The organism is Dyella sp. S184 (assembly GCF_009766065.1).
Taxonomy (GTDB): domain Bacteria; phylum Pseudomonadota; class Gammaproteobacteria; order Xanthomonadales; family Rhodanobacteraceae; genus Rhodanobacter.
Genome location: NZ_LMUE01000005.1, coordinates 97,025 through 118,044, shown reverse-complemented (window position 1 = coordinate 118,044; position 21,020 = coordinate 97,025). Strand labels below are relative to the sequence as shown.

The 21,020-nt window shown below is 64.9% G+C and carries 24 protein-coding genes; 8 read left to right on the top strand and 16 right to left on the bottom strand.

Translation table 11 applies throughout. The features are described 5' to 3' along the window. Nucleotides 1-24: 24 nt before the first annotated feature. Both rbsK and GSQ75_RS10490 read right to left on the bottom strand, forming a co-directional pair. The gene (rbsK, locus tag GSQ75_RS10495) at nucleotides 25-921 is read right to left on the bottom strand and encodes a ribokinase (protein ID WP_158754745.1); all 897 of its coding nucleotides are present in this window, start codon (nucleotides 919-921) and stop codon (nucleotides 25-27) included. A 116-nt stretch (nucleotides 922-1,037) separates the two neighbouring features. Then, entirely contained in the window at nucleotides 1,038-1,478 is a 441-nt protein-coding gene (locus GSQ75_RS10490; protein WP_158754744.1) for a hypothetical protein, read from the bottom strand. Between the two features lie 173 nt (nucleotides 1,479-1,651). On the opposite strand from GSQ75_RS10490, the gene GSQ75_RS10485 reads away from it, so the two are divergent. Then, a complete protein-coding gene (locus tag GSQ75_RS10485) occupies nucleotides 1,652-2,341 on the top strand; it encodes a glutathione S-transferase N-terminal domain-containing protein (protein WP_158754742.1) in 690 nt (229 codons plus the stop codon). A 38-nt stretch (nucleotides 2,342-2,379) separates the two neighbouring features. Here GSQ75_RS10485 and GSQ75_RS10480 read toward each other — a convergent pair whose 3' ends face one another. The 8 genes from GSQ75_RS10480 to GSQ75_RS10445 form a co-directional block, all read right to left on the bottom strand. Further along, complete coding sequence (locus GSQ75_RS10480; protein WP_077517165.1) at nucleotides 2,380-3,000, bottom strand: hypothetical protein; 621 nt, start codon at nucleotides 2,998-3,000, stop codon at nucleotides 2,380-2,382. Nucleotides 3,001-3,050: 50 nt separating this feature from the next. Further along, nucleotides 3,051-4,391: an ATP-dependent protease ATPase subunit HslU gene (hslU, locus tag GSQ75_RS10475; RefSeq protein WP_158754740.1), complete on the bottom strand. Its 1,341-nt coding sequence runs from the start codon at nucleotides 4,389-4,391 to the stop codon at nucleotides 3,051-3,053. A 95-nt stretch (nucleotides 4,392-4,486) separates the two neighbouring features. Then, entirely contained in the window at nucleotides 4,487-5,023 is a 537-nt protein-coding gene (gene hslV / locus GSQ75_RS10470) for an ATP-dependent protease subunit HslV (protein ID WP_158754739.1), read from the bottom strand. 75 nt (nucleotides 5,024-5,098) lie between these two features. Beyond that, nucleotides 5,099-6,190 (bottom strand): glycosyltransferase family 9 protein, encoded by a 1,092-nt coding sequence (locus GSQ75_RS10465; protein ID WP_158754737.1) that lies wholly within the window; start codon nucleotides 6,188-6,190, stop codon nucleotides 5,099-5,101. Nucleotides 6,191-6,305: 115 nt separating this feature from the next. Beyond that, nucleotides 6,306-7,211 carry a tyrosine recombinase XerC gene (locus GSQ75_RS10460; protein WP_158754735.1) on the bottom strand — a complete coding sequence of 302 codons (906 nt, stop codon included), beginning with the start codon at nucleotides 7,209-7,211 and terminating at the stop codon, nucleotides 6,306-6,308. Between the two features lie 6 nt (nucleotides 7,212-7,217). Beyond that, entirely contained in the window at nucleotides 7,218-7,904 is a 687-nt protein-coding gene (locus GSQ75_RS10455; RefSeq protein ID WP_158754733.1) for a DUF484 family protein, read from the bottom strand. A 94-nt stretch (nucleotides 7,905-7,998) separates the two neighbouring features. After that, on the bottom strand, nucleotides 7,999-8,847 hold the full coding sequence (gene dapF, locus GSQ75_RS10450; RefSeq protein WP_158754731.1) for a diaminopimelate epimerase: 849 nt from the start codon (nucleotides 8,845-8,847) through the stop codon (nucleotides 7,999-8,001). A 4-nt stretch (nucleotides 8,848-8,851) separates the two neighbouring features. Further along, nucleotides 8,852-9,049: a lipoprotein gene (locus GSQ75_RS10445; protein ID WP_158754729.1), complete on the bottom strand. Its 198-nt coding sequence runs from the start codon at nucleotides 9,047-9,049 to the stop codon at nucleotides 8,852-8,854. A 118-nt stretch (nucleotides 9,050-9,167) separates the two neighbouring features. On the opposite strand from GSQ75_RS10445, the gene GSQ75_RS10440 reads away from it, so the two are divergent. Together GSQ75_RS10440 and GSQ75_RS10435 are read left to right on the top strand one after the other, a co-directional pair. Then, nucleotides 9,168-9,857: a hypothetical protein gene (locus GSQ75_RS10440; RefSeq protein ID WP_158754727.1), complete on the top strand. Its 690-nt coding sequence runs from the start codon at nucleotides 9,168-9,170 to the stop codon at nucleotides 9,855-9,857. Nucleotides 9,858-10,034: 177 nt separating this feature from the next. Then, complete coding sequence (locus GSQ75_RS10435; protein ID WP_158754725.1) at nucleotides 10,035-10,307, top strand: hypothetical protein; 273 nt, start codon at nucleotides 10,035-10,037, stop codon at nucleotides 10,305-10,307. 87 nt (nucleotides 10,308-10,394) lie between these two features. Here the strand turns inward: GSQ75_RS10435 and GSQ75_RS10430 are convergent, their stop codons facing one another. Beyond that, nucleotides 10,395-11,891 carry an efflux transporter outer membrane subunit gene (locus tag GSQ75_RS10430; protein WP_158754723.1) on the bottom strand — a complete coding sequence of 499 codons (1,497 nt, stop codon included), beginning with the start codon at nucleotides 11,889-11,891 and terminating at the stop codon, nucleotides 10,395-10,397. A gap of 149 nt (nucleotides 11,892-12,040) precedes the next feature. Continuing rightward, nucleotides 12,041-12,514 (bottom strand): N-acetyltransferase, encoded by a 474-nt coding sequence (locus GSQ75_RS10425; protein WP_158754721.1) that lies wholly within the window; start codon nucleotides 12,512-12,514, stop codon nucleotides 12,041-12,043. Between the two features lie 261 nt (nucleotides 12,515-12,775). Between GSQ75_RS10425 and GSQ75_RS10420 the strand changes: the two genes are divergently transcribed. Continuing rightward, entirely contained in the window at nucleotides 12,776-14,260 is a 1,485-nt protein-coding gene (locus GSQ75_RS10420) for a RimK family protein (RefSeq protein ID WP_158754719.1), read from the top strand. A gap of 15 nt (nucleotides 14,261-14,275) precedes the next feature. On the opposite strand, the gene GSQ75_RS10415 is transcribed toward GSQ75_RS10420, so the two are convergent. Continuing rightward, complete coding sequence (locus GSQ75_RS10415; protein WP_158754717.1) at nucleotides 14,276-14,533, bottom strand: hypothetical protein; 258 nt, start codon at nucleotides 14,531-14,533, stop codon at nucleotides 14,276-14,278. Nucleotides 14,534-14,688: 155 nt separating this feature from the next. Here GSQ75_RS10415 and aroE point away from each other — a divergent pair, with 155 nt between their 5' ends. From aroE to GSQ75_RS10395, 4 genes are all read left to right on the top strand, one after another. Next, entirely contained in the window at nucleotides 14,689-15,519 is an 831-nt protein-coding gene (gene aroE, locus GSQ75_RS10410) for a shikimate dehydrogenase (protein ID WP_158754715.1), read from the top strand. After that, the gene (locus GSQ75_RS10405; RefSeq protein ID WP_158754713.1) at nucleotides 15,516-15,782 is read left to right on the top strand and encodes a YkgJ family cysteine cluster protein; all 267 of its coding nucleotides are present in this window, start codon (nucleotides 15,516-15,518) and stop codon (nucleotides 15,780-15,782) included. Before aroE ends, GSQ75_RS10405 begins: the two co-directional genes overlap by 4 nt. Before the next feature lie 109 nt (nucleotides 15,783-15,891). Beyond that, nucleotides 15,892-17,664 (top strand): peptide-N4-asparagine amidase, encoded by a 1,773-nt coding sequence (locus GSQ75_RS10400; protein WP_158754711.1) that lies wholly within the window; start codon nucleotides 15,892-15,894, stop codon nucleotides 17,662-17,664. 159 nt (nucleotides 17,665-17,823) lie between these two features. Beyond that, nucleotides 17,824-18,369, top strand: coding sequence for an energy transducer TonB (locus GSQ75_RS10395; RefSeq protein WP_158754709.1), 546 nt, complete (start codon nucleotides 17,824-17,826; stop codon nucleotides 18,367-18,369). Nucleotides 18,370-18,382: 13 nt separating this feature from the next. On the opposite strand, the gene GSQ75_RS10390 is transcribed toward GSQ75_RS10395, so the two are convergent. The 3 genes from GSQ75_RS10390 to GSQ75_RS10380 are packed head-to-tail and all read right to left on the bottom strand — an operon-like array spanning nucleotide 18,383 to nucleotide 21,008. Beyond that, nucleotides 18,383-18,712 (bottom strand): low molecular weight protein tyrosine phosphatase family protein, encoded by a 330-nt coding sequence (locus tag GSQ75_RS10390; protein ID WP_216840665.1) that lies wholly within the window; start codon nucleotides 18,710-18,712, stop codon nucleotides 18,383-18,385. Further along, nucleotides 18,712-19,245: a gamma carbonic anhydrase family protein gene (locus tag GSQ75_RS10385; protein WP_158754707.1), complete on the bottom strand. Its 534-nt coding sequence runs from the start codon at nucleotides 19,243-19,245 to the stop codon at nucleotides 18,712-18,714. The genes GSQ75_RS10390 and GSQ75_RS10385 overlap by 1 nt, the downstream gene beginning before the upstream one ends. Continuing rightward, the gene (locus GSQ75_RS10380; RefSeq protein WP_158754706.1) at nucleotides 19,242-21,008 is read right to left on the bottom strand and encodes a patatin-like phospholipase family protein; all 1,767 of its coding nucleotides are present in this window, start codon (nucleotides 21,006-21,008) and stop codon (nucleotides 19,242-19,244) included. Before GSQ75_RS10380 ends, GSQ75_RS10385 begins: the two co-directional genes overlap by 4 nt. Nucleotides 21,009-21,020: the final 12 nt, after the last annotated feature.

The window sequence follows — 21,020 nt, the reverse complement described above, 5'->3', positions numbered from 1 at the left end:
ATGCCTCTCTGCATCGGCAGGTAATCAGCCGGTCTGCTGGGCGAGCCGCGTCTCCACTTCACGCAAGCTGGGCATGCCGCCCTGTGCACCGAGTTTGCTGACCGATAGTGCCGCAGCGGCGCAGGCCTGGCGCACGGCGATGGCCAAGCCTTCGTGCAGGAACACGGCGAGAGCGGCGTTGAAAGTGTCGCCGGCGCCGGTGCTGTCAACCACATCGACCTGAAAACCGGATTGGTGTATCGGTTCGCCCTGCTCGCGATACCACGCGCCTTCGGCGCCGCGGGTGAGCACGACGGGACACGGTGCGCGTTGCATCAGCGTGCGGAAGTCCTCAGTGGGGTCCGTGCCGAGAAGGATCGCCAGTTCATGCTGGTTCGGCGTGACATAGCGGGCGAGCTGCAACCACTCGGTGGGCAGCTTCTGCGCGGGCGCGGGGTTGAGGATCACCGGCACGCCCAGTCGATGACCGAGGCGCAAGGTGGCTTCCACGGTCTCCAACGGGATCTCCATCTGTACCAGCACGGCGTCGGCGCGCGCGATCAGTGCGTGCGCCTGTTCGACTTGCGCCGGCGTCACGCGCGCGTTTGCTGCGGGCACCACAATGATCAGGTTCTCGCCGTCGGCGACGGTGATCGAGGCGGTGCCGCTGGCGCAATCGTCGAGCTGGACGGTGTGGCTGAGATCAATGCTTTCCGCGGCCAGACCCTGGCGCAGTTGCTGGCCGAACGCGTCGTTGCCAGTGGCGCCGACCAGCGCCACCTCGGCGCCCAGCCGCGCCGCGGCCACAGCCTGGTTCGCGCCCTTGCCGCCGGGGACGGTGAGAAAACGTTCGCCGAGGATGGTTTCACCAGGACCCACAAAGCGTGGTGCCTGGGTGACCAGATCCATGTTGATGCTGCCGACGACAACGATACGGGTCATGACACCCCTGGCCGATCTTTCGAGAAAGGGGTCGAGCATAAGCGATTGCGTCGCGCAGTAAAGGCGAAGGGCCGACAACGAGCCGGCCCTTCGGCAAAGATGTGTGCAGCAGTGCCTTACTGTTTGTCGGAATCGTCGTCGCTCGAACTCTTCTTGTCCTGACGGTGCTGCATGGCCTGCTGCTGCATCTGCTGGTATTGCTGCTTCTGGCTGTCGGTGAGCACGGCCTGCAGCTGGGTGTTGCTGTCCTGCATGAGCGCGCGCATCTTCGCGCGGCGATCGCTGGGGGCCAGCGTGGTATCCGCGCGCAGTTGCTGCATCTGCAGTACCCGGCTCTGCAGGATCGGCTCAATCTTGGCAGCCTGCTCTGGCGTTAGCTGGAGCTTGCGGCTGAGCCGTGCGGTCTGGCGCTGCGGATCAGGCGCCTGATGCACGGGCTTGGTGGCGGCCGAGTCGCTGGACGTTGCCGTGTCCTGGAAGGGCTGGGCAATAGCGACGCCGGTGCCGGCAATAGCCAGGGCGAAACCGAGCAAGGCAAGGCGAAGAACAGGTTTCATCGCGATATCTCCGGAAAGAGTGGGCAGCATGGCTATGAACGCGAGATCTAACGCGTGCGTTGACGCGAGCCGCGGGATTTCTTCGCCAGGCCCTGCCATTGCCTGGTCGTACGCTTGAATCAGAGATTGCCGCCCCGATCCTTTAACGATTCCGCCTATTCCAGGAGATAGCGATGATCGAACTGCATTACTGGCCTACACCCAACGGCCACAAGATCAGCATGTTCCTCGAGGAAGCCAGCCTGCCCTACGAGATCAAGCCGGTGAACATCGGCAAGGGAGACCAGTTCAAGCCCGAGTATCTGAAGATTTCGCCGAACAACAAGATGCCGGCGATCGTCGATACCGATCCATCGGGTGGTGGCGAGCCGCTGAGCGTTTTCGAGTCCGGTGCGATCCTGCAGTACCTGGCGGAGAAGACCGGCAGGTTCATGCCTGCTTCCGCGCGCGAGCGCTACGTAGTTCTGGAATGGCTGTTCTGGCAGGTGGGTGGGCTCGGTCCGATGCTGGGCCAGAACCACCATTTCAATCGCTATGCGCCGGAGAAGATCCCGTATGCGATCGACCGCTATGTCAACGAGACGCACCGCTTGTACGGCGTACTGGATAGACGTCTGGACGGCCGTGCCTTCATCGCCGGCAAGGACTATACGATTGCCGACATGGCGGCCTATCCGTGGATCGTGCCGTACGAGGCACAAGGCATGACGCTGGAGGAATTTCCCCACCTCAAGCGCTGGTTCGAAGACATTCGCGCACGTCCGGCGACGCAGCGTGCCTATGCTTTGGGCGAGACGATCAAGGAACAGACCGACCTTCGTACCGACGAAGAGGCACGCAAGATCCTGTTCGGACAGAAATAGGCAGAACCACGGATGGCGCTGGAAACCAGCGCCATGGATCACTCGATGCGAGTGACCGATTCCTGGCTGCCTGGTGCCAGCAGTTCCGGTGCCGGTCCGGCCACGGCCAGCAGGGACTGCGCGTAGCTGTCCTCGATGCTGACGGTGGAAACCTCGTCCCAGCCGAAGAACGAAACCTCGCGCATCCACTCCGCGTCAGGGCTGAGTTCCTGCATGTAAAAACCATCGTCGTCGACACTGGCCAGACGGCCGATGTAGCAGACCTCGGCTTCATCCTCGCTGTCCACATGCACGCCGATCACCGGGGCCTGCGCACCGGCGGCCTGAATGACTTCACGGATGTTGTCCAGTGGGAATCCACGCGGCGGCCGCGGCAGGATGTGCTTCAGCGCCAGCGCCTTCTCGAAGAACACATGGTGCTTGTCTGGCGACTCCAGCTCGGAAATGTCGCGATGGCGCATCACGTACATGCCGTCGTAGGTGATGCCGTCGCCGACGACCCAGAGCAGGAAGAATTCGCGTCCGACGCCGCCTACGTAACCACAGAAGCTGCCGTGTTCGAGGTCTTCGCGCCACAGCCGCACCAAGGTCTGGGTCTGCTGCGCTTCACGCAGCTGGGCGCGCTGGCCGGTGCTTTTCAGTTCAATAATGTTGCTCACGAGCCCATTTTAACAGATTGGGGTGACCGGCTTGTTAGAGCTTCATGAGGTTAGAGAATGTAGCGGCTGAGATCTTCGTTCTGAACGAGGCTGCCAAGGCTTTTGTCTACATGTTCGGCGTCGATCTTGTAGTTTTCGCCGGACTTGTCCGCGGCCTCGTAGGAGATTTTCTCCAGCAGGCGCTCCATCACGGTATGCAGCCGGCGGGCACCGATGTTCTCGGTGCGCTCGTTCACCTGGAATGCCACCTCGGCCAGCCGGTCGATGCCGCTGTCGACAAACTCCAGCCCCACGCCTTCGGTGGCGAGCAACGCCGTGTACTGCTTGGTCAGCGCGTTGTGCGGTTCGCGCAGGATGCGCTTGAAGTCGTCCACGCTGAGCGCGGACAGCTCGACGCGGATCGGCAGGCGACCCTGCAGTTCCGGGATCAGGTCGGACGGCTTGGCCAGCGAGAACGCGCCGGAGGCGATGAACAGCATGTGGTCGGTCTTGATCGGGCCGTACTTGGTCGACACGGTGGAGCCTTCGACCAGCGGCAGCAGGTCGCGCTGCACGCCCTCACGGCTGACTCCGGCGTGGCCGCGGTCGCCGCGTTGCGCCACCTTGTCGATCTCGTCGATGAAGACGATGCCGTTCTGCTCGGCCGCTTCCATCGCCTGCGCGCGGATCTCGTCGTCGTTGAGCAGCTTGCCGGCTTCCTCGTCGATCAGCATCGGCCGCGCCAACTTGATCGCCAATTTCCGTTGCTGCGTCTTGGCACCACCGATGTTCTGGAACATCTGGCGCAACTGCGCGCCCATCTCTTCCATGCCGGGCGGGGACATGATCTCCACACCCATGTTCATGGCGAAATCCAGCTCGATCTCGCGCTCATCCAGCGCGCCTTCGCGTAGCTGCTTGCGCAGTTTCTGGCGGGTATCGCTGTCGATCGCCGGTGCCGGCGCGTCGTGGCTCCAGTCGGTGGGCGCGCTCTGCCGGCGCGGCAGCAAGGCATCGAGGATGCGATCCTCGGCGCGATCCTCGGCCAGTGTGCGCACGCGCTTGACCGCGTGCTCGCGGGTCAGCTTGTAGGCCACGTCGGCGAGGTCACGGATGATGGATTCGACATCCTTGCCGACGTAGCCGACCTCGGTGAACTTGGTCGCCTCCACTTTCACGAACGGCGCATTCGCCAGCGTGGCCAGGCGTCGCGCGATCTCGGTCTTGCCCACGCCGGTGGGGCCGATCATCAGGATGTTCTTCGGCGTCACTTCCTCGCGCATGCCCGGCTCCAGTTGCATGCGCCGCCAGCGGCTGCGCAGTGCCACCGCCACGGCGCGCTTGGCGTCGTGCTGGCCGATGATGTAGCGATCGAGTTCGTTGACGATTTCGCGGGGAGTCAATTCGGACATGGGCTTAGCCGGGAATGGGGAGTCGGGAAACGGGAATCGGAAGGCGTGGGGTTACCGAGCTGGCTTCTGGCCATTCCCGATTTCCCATTCCCGATTCACAGCTCTTCGATCGACACGTTGTGGTTGGTGTAGATGCAGATGTCGCCGGCGATCTTCAGCGCCTTCTCGACGATGGTTCGCGCATCCAGCTCGGTATTTTCCAGCAGTGCCATCGCAGCCGACTGCGCGAAAGGGCCGCCGGAGCCAATCGCGATCAGGCCGTGTTCGGGTTCGACCACGTCGCCGTTGCCGGAGATCAGCAGCGACGTCTCCTTGTCGGCCACGGCAAGCATCGCCTCGAGCCGGCCGAAGCGACGGTCGGTGCGCCATTCCTTGGCCATTTCCACCGCGGCACGAGTGAGGTTGTTGTTGTGTTTCTCGAGCTTATGTTCGAAAAGTTCGAACAGGGTGAACGCATCGGCGGTGGCGCCAGCGAATCCGGCCACGACGTCACCGTTCTTGCCGAGCCGGCGCACTTTGCGCGCGTTGCCCTTCATCACCGTATTGCCGAGCGTGACCTGACCATCACTGCCGATCACGACGCGACCCTCGCGGCGCACGCAGACGATGGTGGTGGCGTGGAAAGATTCCATGGTGGGGACTTGCTCCGGGGAGGAGCTGACTAGATATGGATCGACCCCGCCGATTGCAAGCAATCGGCGGCCGCTTCAGTCCGACAGGGCACGTATGAACGAGTCGGCGGCGGCGGCCACCTCGGCCGGCGTGCGGTCGGCCACGCACAGGGCTTCGTCACGCGGGCCACGGGGCCGATAACGGATCAGGTTGTTGCGCGTGAAAAATCCCAGCGTGGGCACGCCGGCGGCGCAGGCCAGGTGCATCACGCCGCAGTCGGCGCTGATGTAGCCATCGCACTGTGCAAGCACCGCCGCCATCCGGCGCACGTTGCTGGAATAGAACGCAGGAAAGCGCAGCTGCAGCTGCGATTGGCCGTGGGCGGGGAGCATCTCGATGAAGCGCAGTTGCGGATGGGTCGCCGCCAGTGCATCGACGAGGGCCAGCCACCAGTCGCCGGAAAGGCGCTTGTTGCCGGTGGCATTCGGGAACAGCGCGATCACCTTGCGATCGCCGTCTGGCGCGTGACCGAGCAGGTCGGCCAGCAGCGCGCGGCCACACGCCTGCTCTTCCGCGCGCAGCTGGATGCGCAGCAGTGGCCACGCGTCGGCGTTATCCGTGAAAGAAAGTCCCATAGCGCAACGCAACGCGTACACACCGTCCAGCGAAAAATGTTCCGGTGCTTTCGCCAGGGCCGCCTGCCAGGCGGCACCACCATCGCGCAGCTCACGCTTGCTGTCGGGCAGGCCGAGCAGGTAGCGGGCACCACTGAGGAAAAGCAGCAGTCGGCCCGAGCGTGAACCGCGTGTGCTGTCGATGGCCAGGTCGTAACGGTTCCGCCGCAGGCGCAGCAAGGTGAGCAGCAGGTGCAGCGGATGGTGGCCCGGCCGTCGGGTCAGCTGATGGATGTGGCGAACCTGGCGAAATCCGGCAAACACGTCATCGGCAGCCTCGCAGCCGGTGACCAGGTCGATCTCGGCACCGGGATAGCGCCGCTCCAGCTCGGTCAGCAGCGGGGTCAACAGCAGCGTATTGCCAAGCCGATGGTTGGGACGCAGCAGCAGGATGCGGAAGATGTCGCGTGGTGGCAGCTCACCAATGCCCACCAGATGCCGATGCGGCGGCCGCACGCCGTGATCAATCACAGCGGGAGCTGTGACGGAAAGTGGTATTTCCGAACGGGTCACGGGGCTGGTGCCTAGATGAAATGTCGTGGAGAGATTGTGACGGAAAAAATCTTTCCGGAGGCTTATTACAGCTCGGCCGACGCTCGCCTGTTCAGTGAACGGTGCGATTTCGCAGTTACTTGCGCCGCGCTCGCGGATGCGCGGCATCGTAGACCTTGGCCAGGTGCTGGAAGTCCAGATGCGTGTAGATCTGCGTAGTGGCGATGTCCGCGTGGCCGAGCAGTTCCTGCACCGCGCGCAAGTCGCCGGAGGATTCCAGCATGTGGCTGGCGAAGGTATGTCGCAGCAGATGCGGATGGATGTGCTTGGGCAGATTTTGCTGCAGCGCCAGCTTGTTCATGCGCAGCTGCACGGTGCGCGGGTTGATCGGCGCGCCGCCGCGGCCGCGGAAGACCGGACTCTCTGCCGGCATGCCCTGCTCCGCGCCGAGCGCACGCAGCGCGGCGATCGCATGCCGCCCGACCGGTACGATACGGGTCTTGCTGCCTTTGCCGAGCACACGTACCTCACCGCCATCGAGATCCAGGTCGATCCAGCGCAGGCCGACCAGTTCGGACAGGCGCAGGCCGCTGGAATAGAACAGTTCCAGCATCGCGCGATCGCGCACGGCCAGTTTGCCACCGCTGTCGGTTTCCACCAGCGCACTGGCTTCGTCGACATCGAGTACCTGCGGCAGTTTGCGGCGGACCTTCGGGCCGCGCACGCCGAGCAGCGGATCGCCGGCCAGCAGGCCTTCGCGGTTGAGCTGGCGGAACAGGCTGCGGCAGGACGACAGCAGGCGCTGCAGGCTTTTCGGCGCCAAGCCCTCTTTGGCCGTCTCGGTCTTACGGCGATGCTCGCCGGCGATGAAGTTGCGCATCCGGTTCGCGTCCAGCGCGTCGAACGAGGTCAGTTGCTGCTCTTGCATGAAACGCAGCAGCTTGGCCAGGTCGCGGCGATAGCCGGCGACCGTGTGCGGTGACGCCTGCCGCTCGCCAGCGAGGCGGTCGAGCCAGCGGTCGACCAGTTGCTCAGGTGTCATTGCGGCTCAGGAGACATCCCGCGCGCGCGCCAGGGCGGCGGTGATGGTGGCGGCGATCATCTTCAGGAACAGCGTGCCCATGCCCGGCTGGAAGCGATCCGGATTGTGGCTCCCGATCGCCAGGATGCCGGAGTCACCCAGCTTCATCATTGCGACCGAACGGATCAGCTCGGCATCACGACCGAACAGCCGGGTGAGCTTCTCGCTGGACAGGCGACCGGAGACCGGTTCGCTGTGCTGCAGGAATTCGGCGAACTCCGGCAATGCGTCGGCACCACCGGGAATCTGCTGCAGCCATTCGGCACGCGGCAGCTGCGGTTCGTCGCCGAACAGCAGCAGGCGCACCTGCTCGGTGTGGAAATCCGCGCTCAGCTTGGCGACCACCGTGCGCGCGGTCACCTCCATCGTGTTCGCGCGCAGCAGCGCCACGGTAAGCGCGTGCACGCGCTCCATCAGCTTCTCGTTCTCGGCGGCAATCTCGATCAACTCGGCAAGCCGCCGCTCCAGTTCGGCGTTCTTGTCGCGCAGGCTCTGCAGCTGATACACCGCCAGTGACGACACCGGGCCCTGCTCGCGCGGCATGGTCAGCTTCGCCGCCAGATCGGGGTATTCGCTGAGGAATTCCGGATGACGTTTCAGATAGGCAGCAACCACCCGGGCCTGGGTAGCGTCGTCGAGCAGGGTTGCGGTCATGCGAAGGTGTCCTCGAACCAAGGCGGGGCGTGCGGGAAAAGCGCGCCGTCTGGCTGGAGTGTGCGATGGACGCGGGCGCGCTTCAACCCGCGCGTCAAGTCGTGGGGGTGGGAACCGACCATACGCCCTCGAAGGCGAACGCGGCCGGGCCGGTCATCCACAGGGTGTGGCCGGGGCCGGCCCAGTCGATTTGCAGGGTGCCGCCCGGTAGTTCCACCTGCACGCGGTCGCCGACTTCGCGACGCTGGTGCAATACCGCCATGGCGGCGCAGGCACCGGTGCCGCAGGCCCGCGTCCAGCCCGCGCCACGCTCGTGCACACGCAGATGCAGAAGCTGCCGATCCAGCTTCTGCACGAAACCGGCATTGGCGCCTTCGCGAAAGCGTGCATGCCCGGTCAGCGCGGGGCCAAGCCGGGGCATGGCGTGGGTGGGGAGATGGTCCACCACGACCACCGCATGTGGATTGCCCATCGAGACGGCGCCGATCTCCAGCGCCTCACCGTCCATATCCAGTACGTAACGATCGGCCGCCTGCGGTGTGTCGAACGGAATCCGCGACGGATCGAAGATCGGTTCGCCCATGTCCACCGCCACGCGGTCGGTGTCGAGCAAGCGCACGGTCACCGGTCCGGATGGGCTTTCCAGGCGCAGCATGTCGCCGATCGCCACCGCGCCCGCGCGATGCAGCCATGCCGCCACGCAACGCACGCCATTGCCGCACTGGCCTGAGGGCGAGCCATCGGCATTCCAGATGCCGTAGTAGAACGCACAGGACAGATCGCGTGCCGGCTCCACGCTCAGCAGCTGGTCGAAACCCACACCGGTATGACGGTCGGCCAGCGCACGGATCTGCGTTGCCGCCAGTGGAAAATCACGATAGCGACAGTCCAGCACGACAAAGTCGTTGCCGATGCCGTGCATTTTCGAGAACTGCAGTTGCATGGTGTCAGGACTGTGCGCTGGCAGGCGTTGCGCTGCTGGCTGCCGCGGCTGGCGTTGGCGGTTTCGGTTTCGCTGGCGGTTTCGGCTTGGTCGATACGGCGGCTGGCTTGACCGGCGGCAGGAAGAGCGGACCCTTCTGGCCGCAGCCGACAAGCATGGCAACAACGAGGCAGAGCGGCAGCAGAAAGATTGATCGGCGCATGGCGAGGTTTCCTGTGGACGTTCGCAGTATAGCGACGCCCAATGAACCAGCCGCAGCACCAGGTCATCACCGTTATGATGCACGGTAGACCGCACACCGCGGCGGCGAGGGTGACACGATGGACTGGAGCACGCTGTTGCGCATGCCGATGACGGTGCTATTGGTGCTGGCGACGGTGTTCCTGCTGGTCACCCTGGTACAGCTCGTGGTGCTGCGCCGGCACCTGCACAACGGTCGCCGGCTCGCCGCCAGCTGGCGCGCGTTGCTGTGCCTGATCTGCTTCGCACTCACCCTGCTGCTGGCCGGCACCGGCGTCGCGCTGCGTGGCTACCGGCTGCTCAGCGAAGAAACCCCGGTGGTCGACATCGACGCGCACATCCTGTCGCCGCAGCGTTGGGCACTCACCTTGAGCTGGCCCGACGGCAGCACGCGGCAGGAGCAACTTTACGGGGATGACTGGCGCGTCGAAGCCGTGGTGCTGAAATGGAAACTGCCGGCGTTGCTGGCCGGGTTGCCGCCGCTGTACCGACTCGACCGGCTATCCGGTCGCTACGACGACCCTGCACAGGAAGCCAGTGCGCCGCGGACCGTGATCAGCCTCGGCGAAAACGGCAGCTTCGACCTGCTCAACCTGAAGAAGCAGTACGCGCAATGGTTGCCGGAAGTCGACACCGTCTACGGCAGTGGCGCGTTCCTGCCGCTGGTTGACCAGGGCCATTACAGCATCAGCCTGATGCGCACCGGTGCGCTGGTGGCGCGACCCGACGATGCCACCGCGCAGCGGATAGGCTCGCCACTCGGCGGCTGAGCGGGGAGCTGGCAGGCGATGCCGCTGATACCCACTTGCAGTTAAATCGCAGGAACTTGAGCCCGCGCAACGTCACAGCACACTGCTAGATTTGCGCGGCAGCCTGCCCGGCGACAATGGGGTGCCGGAGAGATTTCGCTGCGGGTTCATCGAGCCAAACCCAACCAGGAGAGAAACATGAAGCGTACGCAGTCATTCGCACTGATCGCAGGTCTTGCACTGGCCACCTCCGCGGTGTTTGCCGCACCACCCGTGCGGGATGTCAGTGCGAAGCGCCATCCGAGCATCGCCGCGGCGCAGCGACTGACCGACCAGGCGTTCAAGCGCATTACCGATGCGCAGCAAGCCAACGAGTGGGATATGGACGGGCATGCGGCGAAGGCCAAGGATCTGCTCGATCAGGCCAGCCGTGAACTCAAGCAGGCGGCGGAGGCAGCGAACCACAACTGAGTGACTTTGGGTCGCCTTCGCTGAGGTGACCCGAGCCGTGCCGTTGCGTGCGATCGATCCCGTCTGTTTCAGGCGGGATCGATCGTTTCAGCGATCCGCGGGACTGCTGGCGGAACTCGTCTTGACCGCATCAACGCCTGGCGGCAGCGACGCCGGGTTTCCTACCTGATAACCGCCGCCGAGTGACTGGATCAGCTGCACGGAGAGATCCATCTGCTGACTGTCCAGTGCGGCCATGCGCTGCTGCGCGGCCAGCAGCTGCTCGCGGGCGATCAGCGTCTCCAGCGAACTGCCGAGGCCGCCCTTGTAGAGTTTCAACGTATCGTCCCAGGCTTGCTGTGCGTCCTGTTGCGCACGTTGCTCGGCGGCGATCTGGGTCCGCATCGACTTCAGCGCGGAGTAGTGGTCCGCAACTTCGTTGACCGCGCGAACCAGGGTCGCGTTGTATTGCGCCACCAAGCCGTCGTAACTGGCATCGGTCGCCGCCAGATTGGCCCGTCGTCGGCCCCCATCGAAGATCGGCAGGCTCAGCGCGGGGATAACGCCAAAGGTGCGTGCGGGTAGCGCGAACAGGCTGGTGTTGTCACCCACCTCGACGAAGCCGGCCATCGCGCTGAGGCTGATGTTCGGCAGGAACTCGGTCTTCGCCGCCTTGATGTCCTTGTTCGCTGCCTCTACGCGCCAGCGCGCGGCTACCAGATCGGGACGACGGCCGATCAGGTCCACCGGCAAATTGTCCGGCAACGCGAGTTCGGCTGGTTTCAGCAGGCGTGGCCGCGCAATCTGCAGGCCGCGGTCGGGACCCTGGCCGAGCAGCACCGCCAGGCTGCTGCGGACGGCATCGATCGCCCGCTCGACCTGGGCTTGCTGCTGCTGCGCGCTGGCCACCGCGAAGTCGGCCTGATGCAGTTGCTGCGGCGTAGCCAGGCCCGCGCTCACATAGCGGCGGGTCAGTTCAAGCACCTTGCCGGTACGCTGCAGTTCCGCCGCGGCCACATCCTGCTGGGCGTAGGCATAGCCGAGCTGGATATAGGCGCGGGCGACGTTCACCGACAGCTGGATGCGTGCGGCGTGGGCGTCGATCTGGGCGGCGCGGCTGCGACCCAGCGCGGCCTCCCAGGCGGCGCGCTTGCCGCCCCACAGATCCAGCCCCCAGGAAAAGTCGAGCGTGGCCGAGCTAGCCCAGGCAAACGTGCCGAGATCCGCCACCGGATAGCTGTAATCCTTGTTGGACAGTCGGATCCCGGGCGCTGCGGCGTCCAGATCCACCTGCGCACCCCGGGCCGCGTTGGCACCCTGCACCTGGGCCTGCGCCAGTTTGGCCAGCGCATCGGCGCCCGCGAGTCCGGGATTGTGCTTCAGAGCCTCGTCGATCAACGCCGACAACTGCGGATCGCCCAAGCCCACCCACCAATCCTGCGCTGGCCATGCTGCCGGGGTGAGTTTCGCGTCAGCGAGGCTGTGCTCTATGGCGAGGTTTTGCGAATCAGTCAGCTGACCGTCGGGGTGCAGGCCACGACTGGTCGTGCAGCCGGCGAGCGTCAAGGTCAGGGTGGTGGCAAGAGCGAGGATACGCATGGACATCGGAAAATCTCATGAGGCAGGACAGTTCGAGCCACCGCCGTATGGCGGTGCCGCGACTCCCCCGCTATCCCCCCGGATCGCAGCGACATGATAAACCCGCGCTGGCCGTTGCGCTGCGCAACCCTCATCGGGCTGCGGCGGTCGCTGCCTCAATCCAGCGATTTCTCGTAACGCCAGGCATGCGTGCCATCCTGGTAGTAATGCGGGTAATGGCCGATGTGCCGGTAACCGTGTCGTTCGTACAGACGCACCGCGTTGGCGTTGTCGTCGCGCACTTCCAGTCGCACCGCGTGGCAACGACGTTGCCGCGCACTTGCTTCAATGGCCTCCAGCAGCGCGGTGCCGACGCCCTTGCCGCGCGCCTCCGGTTTGCTGGCGATCGAGTACAGCCGTGCCACGCCGCTGCCCTTGCGGAAGAACACCACGGCGGTGCCGAGGAAGTTGCGGTGATTGGCGCTGGCCACCAGCACCAGGGCCGTGTCGCTGTCCAGGTGGCGGCGATATTGCGCGCGGGTCAGCCGGTCGCTGTCGAAGGTGCGATCTTCCAGTGTCACCAGATCGTCGAGGTCGGACGATTCGGCGCGACGCACGCGCACGCTGGCGCTGGCTGGGGGTGGGTGCATGCCTGGGGATTCCGGCGCGACGCGGCGCGCGTATTCGTGCAACAGATGGAGTGGGGTGATCAGCACGCGCGGACTCTAGCAGCCGGCGGCGTCTGCTGCGCGTGTTCACAGGCGGCTCTTGATCACGGGCCATACCGTTTATTCACTCTTCAGGGCTTTACCCTTGTGCGAGGCCTGCCTGTGCCAAACTGCGCGCCTTGTGTGTCCCGCCGCGCCGCGCGCAGGGGCATCCCGCCATAGCTGGATAACCTGAGTGGTGCCATGACCCGTCTGGTCATCGTTGTCGAAAAAGCCTCCGACTGGGGCTCGTACTACCCCTCCGTCGACGTCATGAGCGCGATGGATTACTTGCGCGAGCCGGTTGGTGGCGACGACGAACGCACCCACGTGATCAATCTGTGCCGCAGCTATAAATACCTTGGCACCGGCTACTACGTGTCGCTGCTGGCCGAAGCGCGTGGGCACAAGGTGATGCCGTCGGTGCGCACGGTGAACGACCTGCGCCGGCGCTCGCTGTACGGCGTGGACATCAACGACCTCAACCAGAAGCTGACCCACTTCCTGCCGGCCGGTGGCCGCGACACCACCGACTTCGGCATCCTGGTCTACTTCGGCGAGACCGCCTACCCGGCGCTGCAGGATCTGTCGCGCCAGGTGTTCGAGTCTTTCCCCTGCCCGCTGCTGCGCATCGAGTTCGAGCGCGACCGCGTATGGCAGGTCAGCGCGATCAAGCCAGTCGGGCTGCAGACGCTGGACGATGCGCAGGAAGACGCATTCGCCGAGGAGCTTGATCGCTTCTCCAAGAAGCTGTGGCGCAAGCCGCGCGCGCGCAAGCTGTATCGCTATGACATCGCGATGCTGGTCGATCCGGCCGAGCAGATGCCGCCATCGAACAAGAAGGCACTGAAGGCCTTCATTGCTGCCGGCAAGCAGCTCGGCATCGAGGTCGACCCGATCGGCAAGAACGATTACCAGCGTCTTGCCGAATACGACGGCCTGTTCATCCGCGAAACCACTGCCAGCGATAACCATACCTACCGCTTCGCTCATCGCGCGGAGAAGGAAGGCATGGTGGTATTCGACGATCCGACTTCGATTCTCCGCTGCACCAACAAGATCTTCCTCAATGACCTGATGGTGTCGCGCAAACTCGCGGTGCCGCGCACTGAGATCCTGTATCGGGACGACAGCAAGGGCATGAAGGAGGTCGTCGCCAAGCTCGGCTTTCCATTGGTGCTGAAGATTCCCGATGGCTCGTTCTCGCGCGGCGTGGTCAAGGTGGAGAGCGAGCCGGCGCTGGAGCAGGCCGCGGGCGAGCTGTTCCAGCACAGCGCGCTGCTGCTGGCGCAGGAATATCTCTATACCGAGTTCGACTGGCGCATCGGCGTGCTTAATCACGAGCCGCTATATGCCTGCAAGTACTACATGTCGCGCAATCACTGGCAGATCTACAACCACGGCGCCAAGGGCACGGCAAAAACCGGCGGCTCCGAAACCGTCGCGGTGAGCGAGGCGCCAGCTGAGGTGGTCAAGCTGGCATTGAAGGCAACCCAGCCGATCGGTGACGGATTCTATGGCGTCGACCTCAAACAGGTCGGCAACAAGCCGGTGGTGATCGAAGTCAACGACAATCCGTCGATCGATGCCGGCGTCGAAGATGCCCATCTGGGCGATGCCTTGTACCTGCGCGTCATGCAGGAGTTCCTGCGCCGGATGGAACGCAAGCGGCAGGGCATTACAGGCTGAAGCGCGGCGTAAGGCTCAATGCCATGCGCTGCCTCGCAGCGGACGGCGCTGCGGCCGGCACAGTGCGAACAATTGACGCGGCAACGCCGGTTCCAGCACCAGCAATACGGCCAGCGGCGCGCCCAGCAGCCAGAACGCCGGCGTCCAGCCGAGCAGGTCCGTGCGTAGCGGAACCAGGGTGGTCAGCAGCAGCGCGGCGCCACCGAGCAGCCACAGCATGGCGGCCACGAGCAGGCGTGAGTTACGCGGAGAACATAGGGTCTGCGGGCGCATCGGCATATCCGTTCGGTGAAGGATGGCCGCATCGTGCAATGCGCCCATCTCACTGGCTGCGACCGGTCCTCAGGAAGGAGGTTCTGGCAGTCGCGGCTTGTAGAATGCGTGTCTGTGCGCCGATCCGGTGCCAGCCAACCATCCAGGGAAACCAAGTGGATCCAGCCCAGTTCGCCGTGTTTGGCCATCCGATCAGTCACAGTCGGTCGCCGCAGATCCACCAAGCTTTTGCGCAGCAGTTTGGCATCGCGCTGGAGTACCGCACGATCGACGCAGCGCCAGCCGACCTCGTCGCTTCGGTGCGACGCTTCTTCGCCGATCATGGCCGCGGTGCGAATGTCACGCTGCCGCACAAGGCGGCTGCCTTCGCGCTGGCCGACCAGCACAGCGAGTCGGCCACGCGTGCCGGCAGCGCGAATGTGCTGACCCGCTTGGCGGACGGCAGGCTGGCCGCGCACAACACCGATGGCGCCGGCATGGTGCGCGACATCACCGATCGCCACGGCGTAGATCTGCGCGGCCATACCGCGCTCCTGCTCGGTGCCGGTGGTGCCGCGCACGGCGTGGCGTGGAACCTGCTGGATGCTGGGGTGGATACGCTGACCATCGTCAATCGCTCGCCCGAGGCAGCCGATGCACTGGCCGATGCGATCGGCGAGCCGGCGCGCGCGCATACTCGTTACTGGGAAGATCTGGCTGACATCGGCAGCTACGATCTGATCATCCAGGCCACTTCGGCCGGGGTGCTGGGTGCATCGCTGCAGCTGCCATTCTCGTTGGTCGGTGCCCGTGCGCTTTGCTACGACCTGTCCTATGGCATCGCGGCCAGCGGTTTCCTGACCTGGGCGAAGACGGCCGGTGCGCGCTACGCATTCGACGGCCTCGGCATGCTGGTGGAAACCGCTGCCGATGCGTTCGAGCTGTGGCACGGCCAGCGGCCGGATACCGAGCCGGTGTACCAACTGCTGCGCCGGCAGACTGCGTGAGCGTGCTGGGCTGCCGGGCCGGCTGTGGTGCCTGCTGCATCGCGCCGTCGATCAGCTCCCCGATCCCCGGCATGCCCCGTGGAAAGCCTGCGGGTATTCGTTGCGTGCAGCTCACGAATGACAATCGCTGCGCGATCTTCGGTGACCCGCGTCGGCCGGCGGTGTGCGCCAGCCTGCAGCCGGAGCCGGCGATGTGCGGTACCGACCGCCAGCATGCGTTGGCGTGGATCACGGCGCTGGAAACGGCAACCTCCAACGTCTGAACTCTCGCTACGAGCGCGGTAGCCAAAATTCCGGCATATCCCCATTCCTGAGCAGCGACGCTGTGCTAGCGTTGGCGGACAGGGGGCACCATCACGTGGGGAGTCACGCATGTTGCCTAAGGGGTTTGTCCGTCGTGGCCTGGTGCTAGCCGGGTTGTCTTTCACATTTGCCTGCAGCGCTTTTGCTGCACCGGCCAGCAGTCCGGTCGGTTCGAGCAATGTCACCGTGGCCGATCCGGGCGTGCCGCGTCCGCCCGGTACGCCGTGTGTCGTGCAGCTTTTCAGCAACGACACGTTCGACGATTACGGCACCCGTTCTTTCAGCTATGCCCCACCCGCCGGCTGTCCGGGGCATTGGTCCAAGGTGGTGCTGGAAGCGGATTTCTCGGTCACCGCCGGGGTGCAGTACGACCGTACCGCGACGATCTGGCTGGGCGGCGTGAACCTGTATTTCGGCACAACCCAGGAACCGGGCGCCACCCTGGCACCGAGCTGGCACGTGGAGCGTGACCTCACCGATTACATCGCACTGCTGGGTCAGGCTGGCCAGGGCCAGGCGATCATCGGCAACACGGTGAACAGCACGTATAACGGCGTCATCCATGGCAGCGCGAAGCTGCTGTTCTATCCCGCCTCGATCCTCGCGCCGTCGGCACAGGTGGCGGATGCGATCTATCCGCTGGGTTCCGATCCGGTGGGCAACACCGTGACGCTGGCTACCCCGGCCGACCAATTGACGAAGACGCTGAGCCTGCCACGCAATGTCGAGCGCGCCTATCTGGATGTGTTCGCGCAAAGCCAGTATGACGACGAGTTCTGGTACACCTGCGTGCCCGACCAGTACGCCGCCGAAGTAGATGAATGCGGCGGCGGCAATTTCCGCGAGGCGGAGATCAGCATCGACGGCCAGCCAGCCGGCGTGGCGCCGGTGTATCCGTGGATCTACACCGGTGGCATCGATCCCTTCCTGTGGGAGCCGACGCCCGGCGTGCAGACGCTGAACTTCATGCCGTACCGGGTCGATCTCACGCCGTTCGCCGGCGTGCTCAGCAACGGTGCATCGCACACGGTCGCGGTGAGCGTGGCCGGCGCGAACAATTATTTTTCCGCTACCGCCACCCTGCTGGTCTATCTTGACTCGCACACCAAGCAGATCAGCGGCCAGATCGAGCGCAACACGCTGGCCGATCAGCCGCCGACACCGACGATCGGCAGCACCCTGAGCACGGATGCCTCGGGCGATGTCACCGGCAACATCACCACCAACCTGAGCCGGCATTACGTGATCGAGGGCTATGCCGATACCGCGCACGGCCGCGTGCATAGCCAGGTGGACGCCACGGTGGGCTTTGCCGACACCCAGGGTTTCACCATCAACGCCACCACCTACGATCAGGTGACCGACCAGTACACCTCGGCCGACAGCAAGAGCCAGAGCAATGTCGGTGGTTCCGTCACCGCCGAATACCACGAGCATGTGGGCTACCCGTTGCACCTGGACATCGATCAGGTAGTGGCGGCGGATGGCAGCGCCACCGTGGCCAGCACGACGCATCAGGGCTACGAGAAGCGCGACGAGCATGTGCTTGGCGGCATCGTGCTGTACTCGGCGAAGGTGGGCAACAAGGTGGACAGTGCCGACACGTTGGACTTCGATGCCAGCGGCAACTTCACCGGCCATACCGGCCAGCACAGCAAGCAGGAGTTCACTTTCCGCGATTCGCTGGGCGGTTGCTACCGCAGCGACGTCGGCTCGCTCAGCGGCGTGGTGTCCAGCTACGACAGCGGCAAGAACTGTCCCGATCAGCAGAACCGGGTGTTCTGGTTCACTCATCCGGATGGCTCACCCGACGACGGCAATGCCGCCGTGCTGGGCTGGTGAGTAGCACGCCGTTGCCGCCGTGCAGGCGGCGACGGCAACCTGTTCGCGCCGAACCGCCATATGACTGAAACACGACACGGCTATCGTGGCGGGACCCGCCGGGAGCGTGCCGAATGCGGCAACTTCCGCGAGCGGTCGGAAGTCCATGCAGCAGGTGTCATGTTTCGCATTCTCTATGCCGCGTCGCGTCGCAACGCGCTTGTACTCGTTTCATTGCTGATCATGGCTACGGTCGCCAGCGGTATCTTCTGGTACAGCTACGCCACCGCGAATGCTGCACCGAACATCGGGGGAACGTCATCCGGCAACCCGGCTGACGCATCCGCTAACGATGCGCAGAGCGGCACCCAGATCCTGCTCGGACTGGCCCGCGATGCCATGCATGATGGCCGACTGGTGGCGCCGGCGGGCAGCAACGCCTACGAGTTCTACCTCAGCGTGCTGCAGCTGGAGCCACAGAACCGCACGGCGCAGGAAGCCTTGCGCGAGTCCTTCCCACGCGCCTCCGAAGAGATCGAGAGCACCATCAACCAGAACGATCTGGACGAGGCGCGGCGCGAGATCGACCTGCTGCGCGAATTCGACAGCAACAACTTCACGTTGGCCTTGCTTGGCGGCAAGCTCTCCGCGGCACGCAACATCGAAACGAAACGGCATGAAGCGGAAGCCGAGCGCATCCAGCAGGCTGCCACGCCGGGCATGTGATCCCGCGGTGGTGTCAGCGCAGCAGCGGCCCCGCCTTTCTTAGCAGCAGCGCGACCAGTTCCGGCTGCATGAAGTCGTAGTCATCCGGGATGTCCAGACAGATCACCCGCTTGCCCTTGAGGTGGTTGCGGTGACGCGCCTGCAGACGCCGCCGGTGGCTGGCTTCCATCACCATGATGAGTTCGGCCCAGTCCAGCTGCTCGGTCGTCAGCGTGACTTCGGCATCCTCGGCCACGCCGGCGGAATCCACTTCGAGGCCCGGCCACGCACCGAATACCTGCTCGGCGGTGGGACTGCGCAGGCGGTTGCGGCTGCACACGAACAGTACCCGCCGCACAGTCATCAGGCAGACGCCAGATAGGTGTCCTTCAACCGCACGTAGTGGTCGGCGGAGTAGTGCAGCTGTTCGATCTGCTGGTCGCTGAGCAGACGCACGAACTTCGCCGGGTTGCCCAGCCACAACTCGCGCTCGCCGACCACCTTGCCCGGTGGGATCAGGCTGCCGGCGCCGACAAAGCCGTATTTCTTCACCACCGCGCCATCCATGACGGTGGCGTGCATGCCGATCAGGCAGTAATCGCCGATCGTGCAGGCATGCACCACCGCAGCATGACCGATGGTGACGCCTTCGCCGATCAGGCACGGAAAGCCCGGTCCGTACGGACCGGCGTGGGCGACATGCACGACGCTGCCGTCCTGGATGCTGGTGCGGGCGCCGACGCGGATGTAGTTCACGTCGCCGCGCAACACCGTGCCGGGCCAGATCGACACGTCGTCGCCTAGCACCACATCGCCGATCACGCTGGCGGCGGGATCGACATACACACGATCGCCGAGGGTGGGCGTGATGCCCTTGTAACTGCGTAAAGAATTCATGGGAGCATGGTAGCCGTCGGCGTGCCCTCGTGTGTACGTGCTTCGAGTATCTCGATCGTGTGCCGGTACCCCGCATCGATCGCGCGCTGCCAATCCTTCCAGTCAAGCATCCCGATGTGATCCAGCGGCGGCGAGATCAGCAGGTCGGCGCGTTCGCGCCGTTGTTCGCTCGCCGTCTCGCCGTTGACCATGCCGGCGCGCACCAGGGTCGATATCAGGCCCGGTCGGCGAATGTCTTGACGCCGCTGCAGCAGCAGACGCCATAGCGGCGGTGTGGCCGATTCCTCGGCGGTGGTGAGCAGGGCGATATCAGCGCGGATGTCCAGCGCGGTGATATGGGCGATGCCGTCGGCGGCCATCACATCGGTCGGCAGGTTGTTGACCAGTGCGCCGTCGACATGGACACCGCCTTGATGCAATACCGGCGGCAGCACGCCAGGAATCGCACTTGATGCGCGCAGCCACAGCCACAGCGGGCCACGTCGATGGACCGCCATGCCGCCGCCGGACAGGCGGGTGGAAACGCAGAAATACGACAACGGCAGATCCTCGATCTCCAGTACGCCAAAGGCGCGCTGCAGCATCAGCGAAGCGCGCCGGCCGCGGGTCATCGCCACCAGTGGCAAGGTCCAGTCCGACAGGGGCCGACCATGCACGAAGGCGCGGCGCAAGGTTTCCGTCATCGCCTCCAGCTCCCAGCCGCAGGCCAGCCCGGCACCGATGATCGCGCCGATACTGGTGCCGCCGACCGCGTCGAAGGTGTGGCCCGCTTCATGGAGCGCGCGCAGCACGCCCAGATGCGCCACACCACGCGCGCCCCCGCCGGCCAGCACCAGGCCGCGGCCATGTCCGCTGACCAATCGTGCCAACCGCACGATGTCGCTGTCGTGGCAGATATGGTGATGCCGCAGATCGCCGACGAACGGCGCCCGCCAGCGCTGCGCCGCGCCGAGGCTGACCTGGTGGCCGGCATGCAGCAGCACCAGATGGCGGGTGCGGTGGCCGGTGCGTTTCGGATCCAGCAGGGCGGCTTCCGGCCATGCACGTGCCGGTTGCGCAGCCAGCGCCGGCAACAACAGCACGTCGGCCTGGCGCAGACAGCGCTGGCGCCACAGCGGGTCGCCGCTCGCATCCAGATAGATCACGAAGCGCAACTTCGCCTCGCGTTCGGCGAACCAGTCGCCGCTGCGTCCGGCGCCAAGCTCGCCATCGATCACGCCACAGCTGCCGTAAGCGCCCAGCGCCTGCGCCAATTGCATCGCCAGCACGCGCGCCGGCACTGATTGATCGATCGGCAGGATGGCGAACGTGCGCGGCGCGCCGGCTTGATCCGCACGGCGGTCGCGCTGTTGCAGTCGCTCAATCGCCATCCGCGCCACGCCAAGCATGGCGTGCGGGTAGCGTCCGAGCAGCCGTTCGAAGGCGTCGCGATCGAGCCGCAGCAACTCGGAATCGCGCAGCGCGCGTACCGTACGGACACGCTGCTCGCCACCCAGCAGGCTGGCCGCGCCGACACTTTCGCCGGCTGCGATCAGCTGGGTCAGCTCGGCGGTATCCTCCGGCGAGCGGTCGTCGAACACGCCAAGGCTGCCGCTTTTCAGCAGATACAGCGAATCAGCGGGCTCACCGGGTTTGAACAACGGCCGGCCGCCGGGCAGGCCCAGCCACACCAACTCATGGGCCAGTGCTTCGCGCACAACGGCATCCAGCTGCGCAAACATTCCGCTGTGGGCAAGCAGTTCGGCGACATCCGGCGGCGACATGGCAGCAAGGTT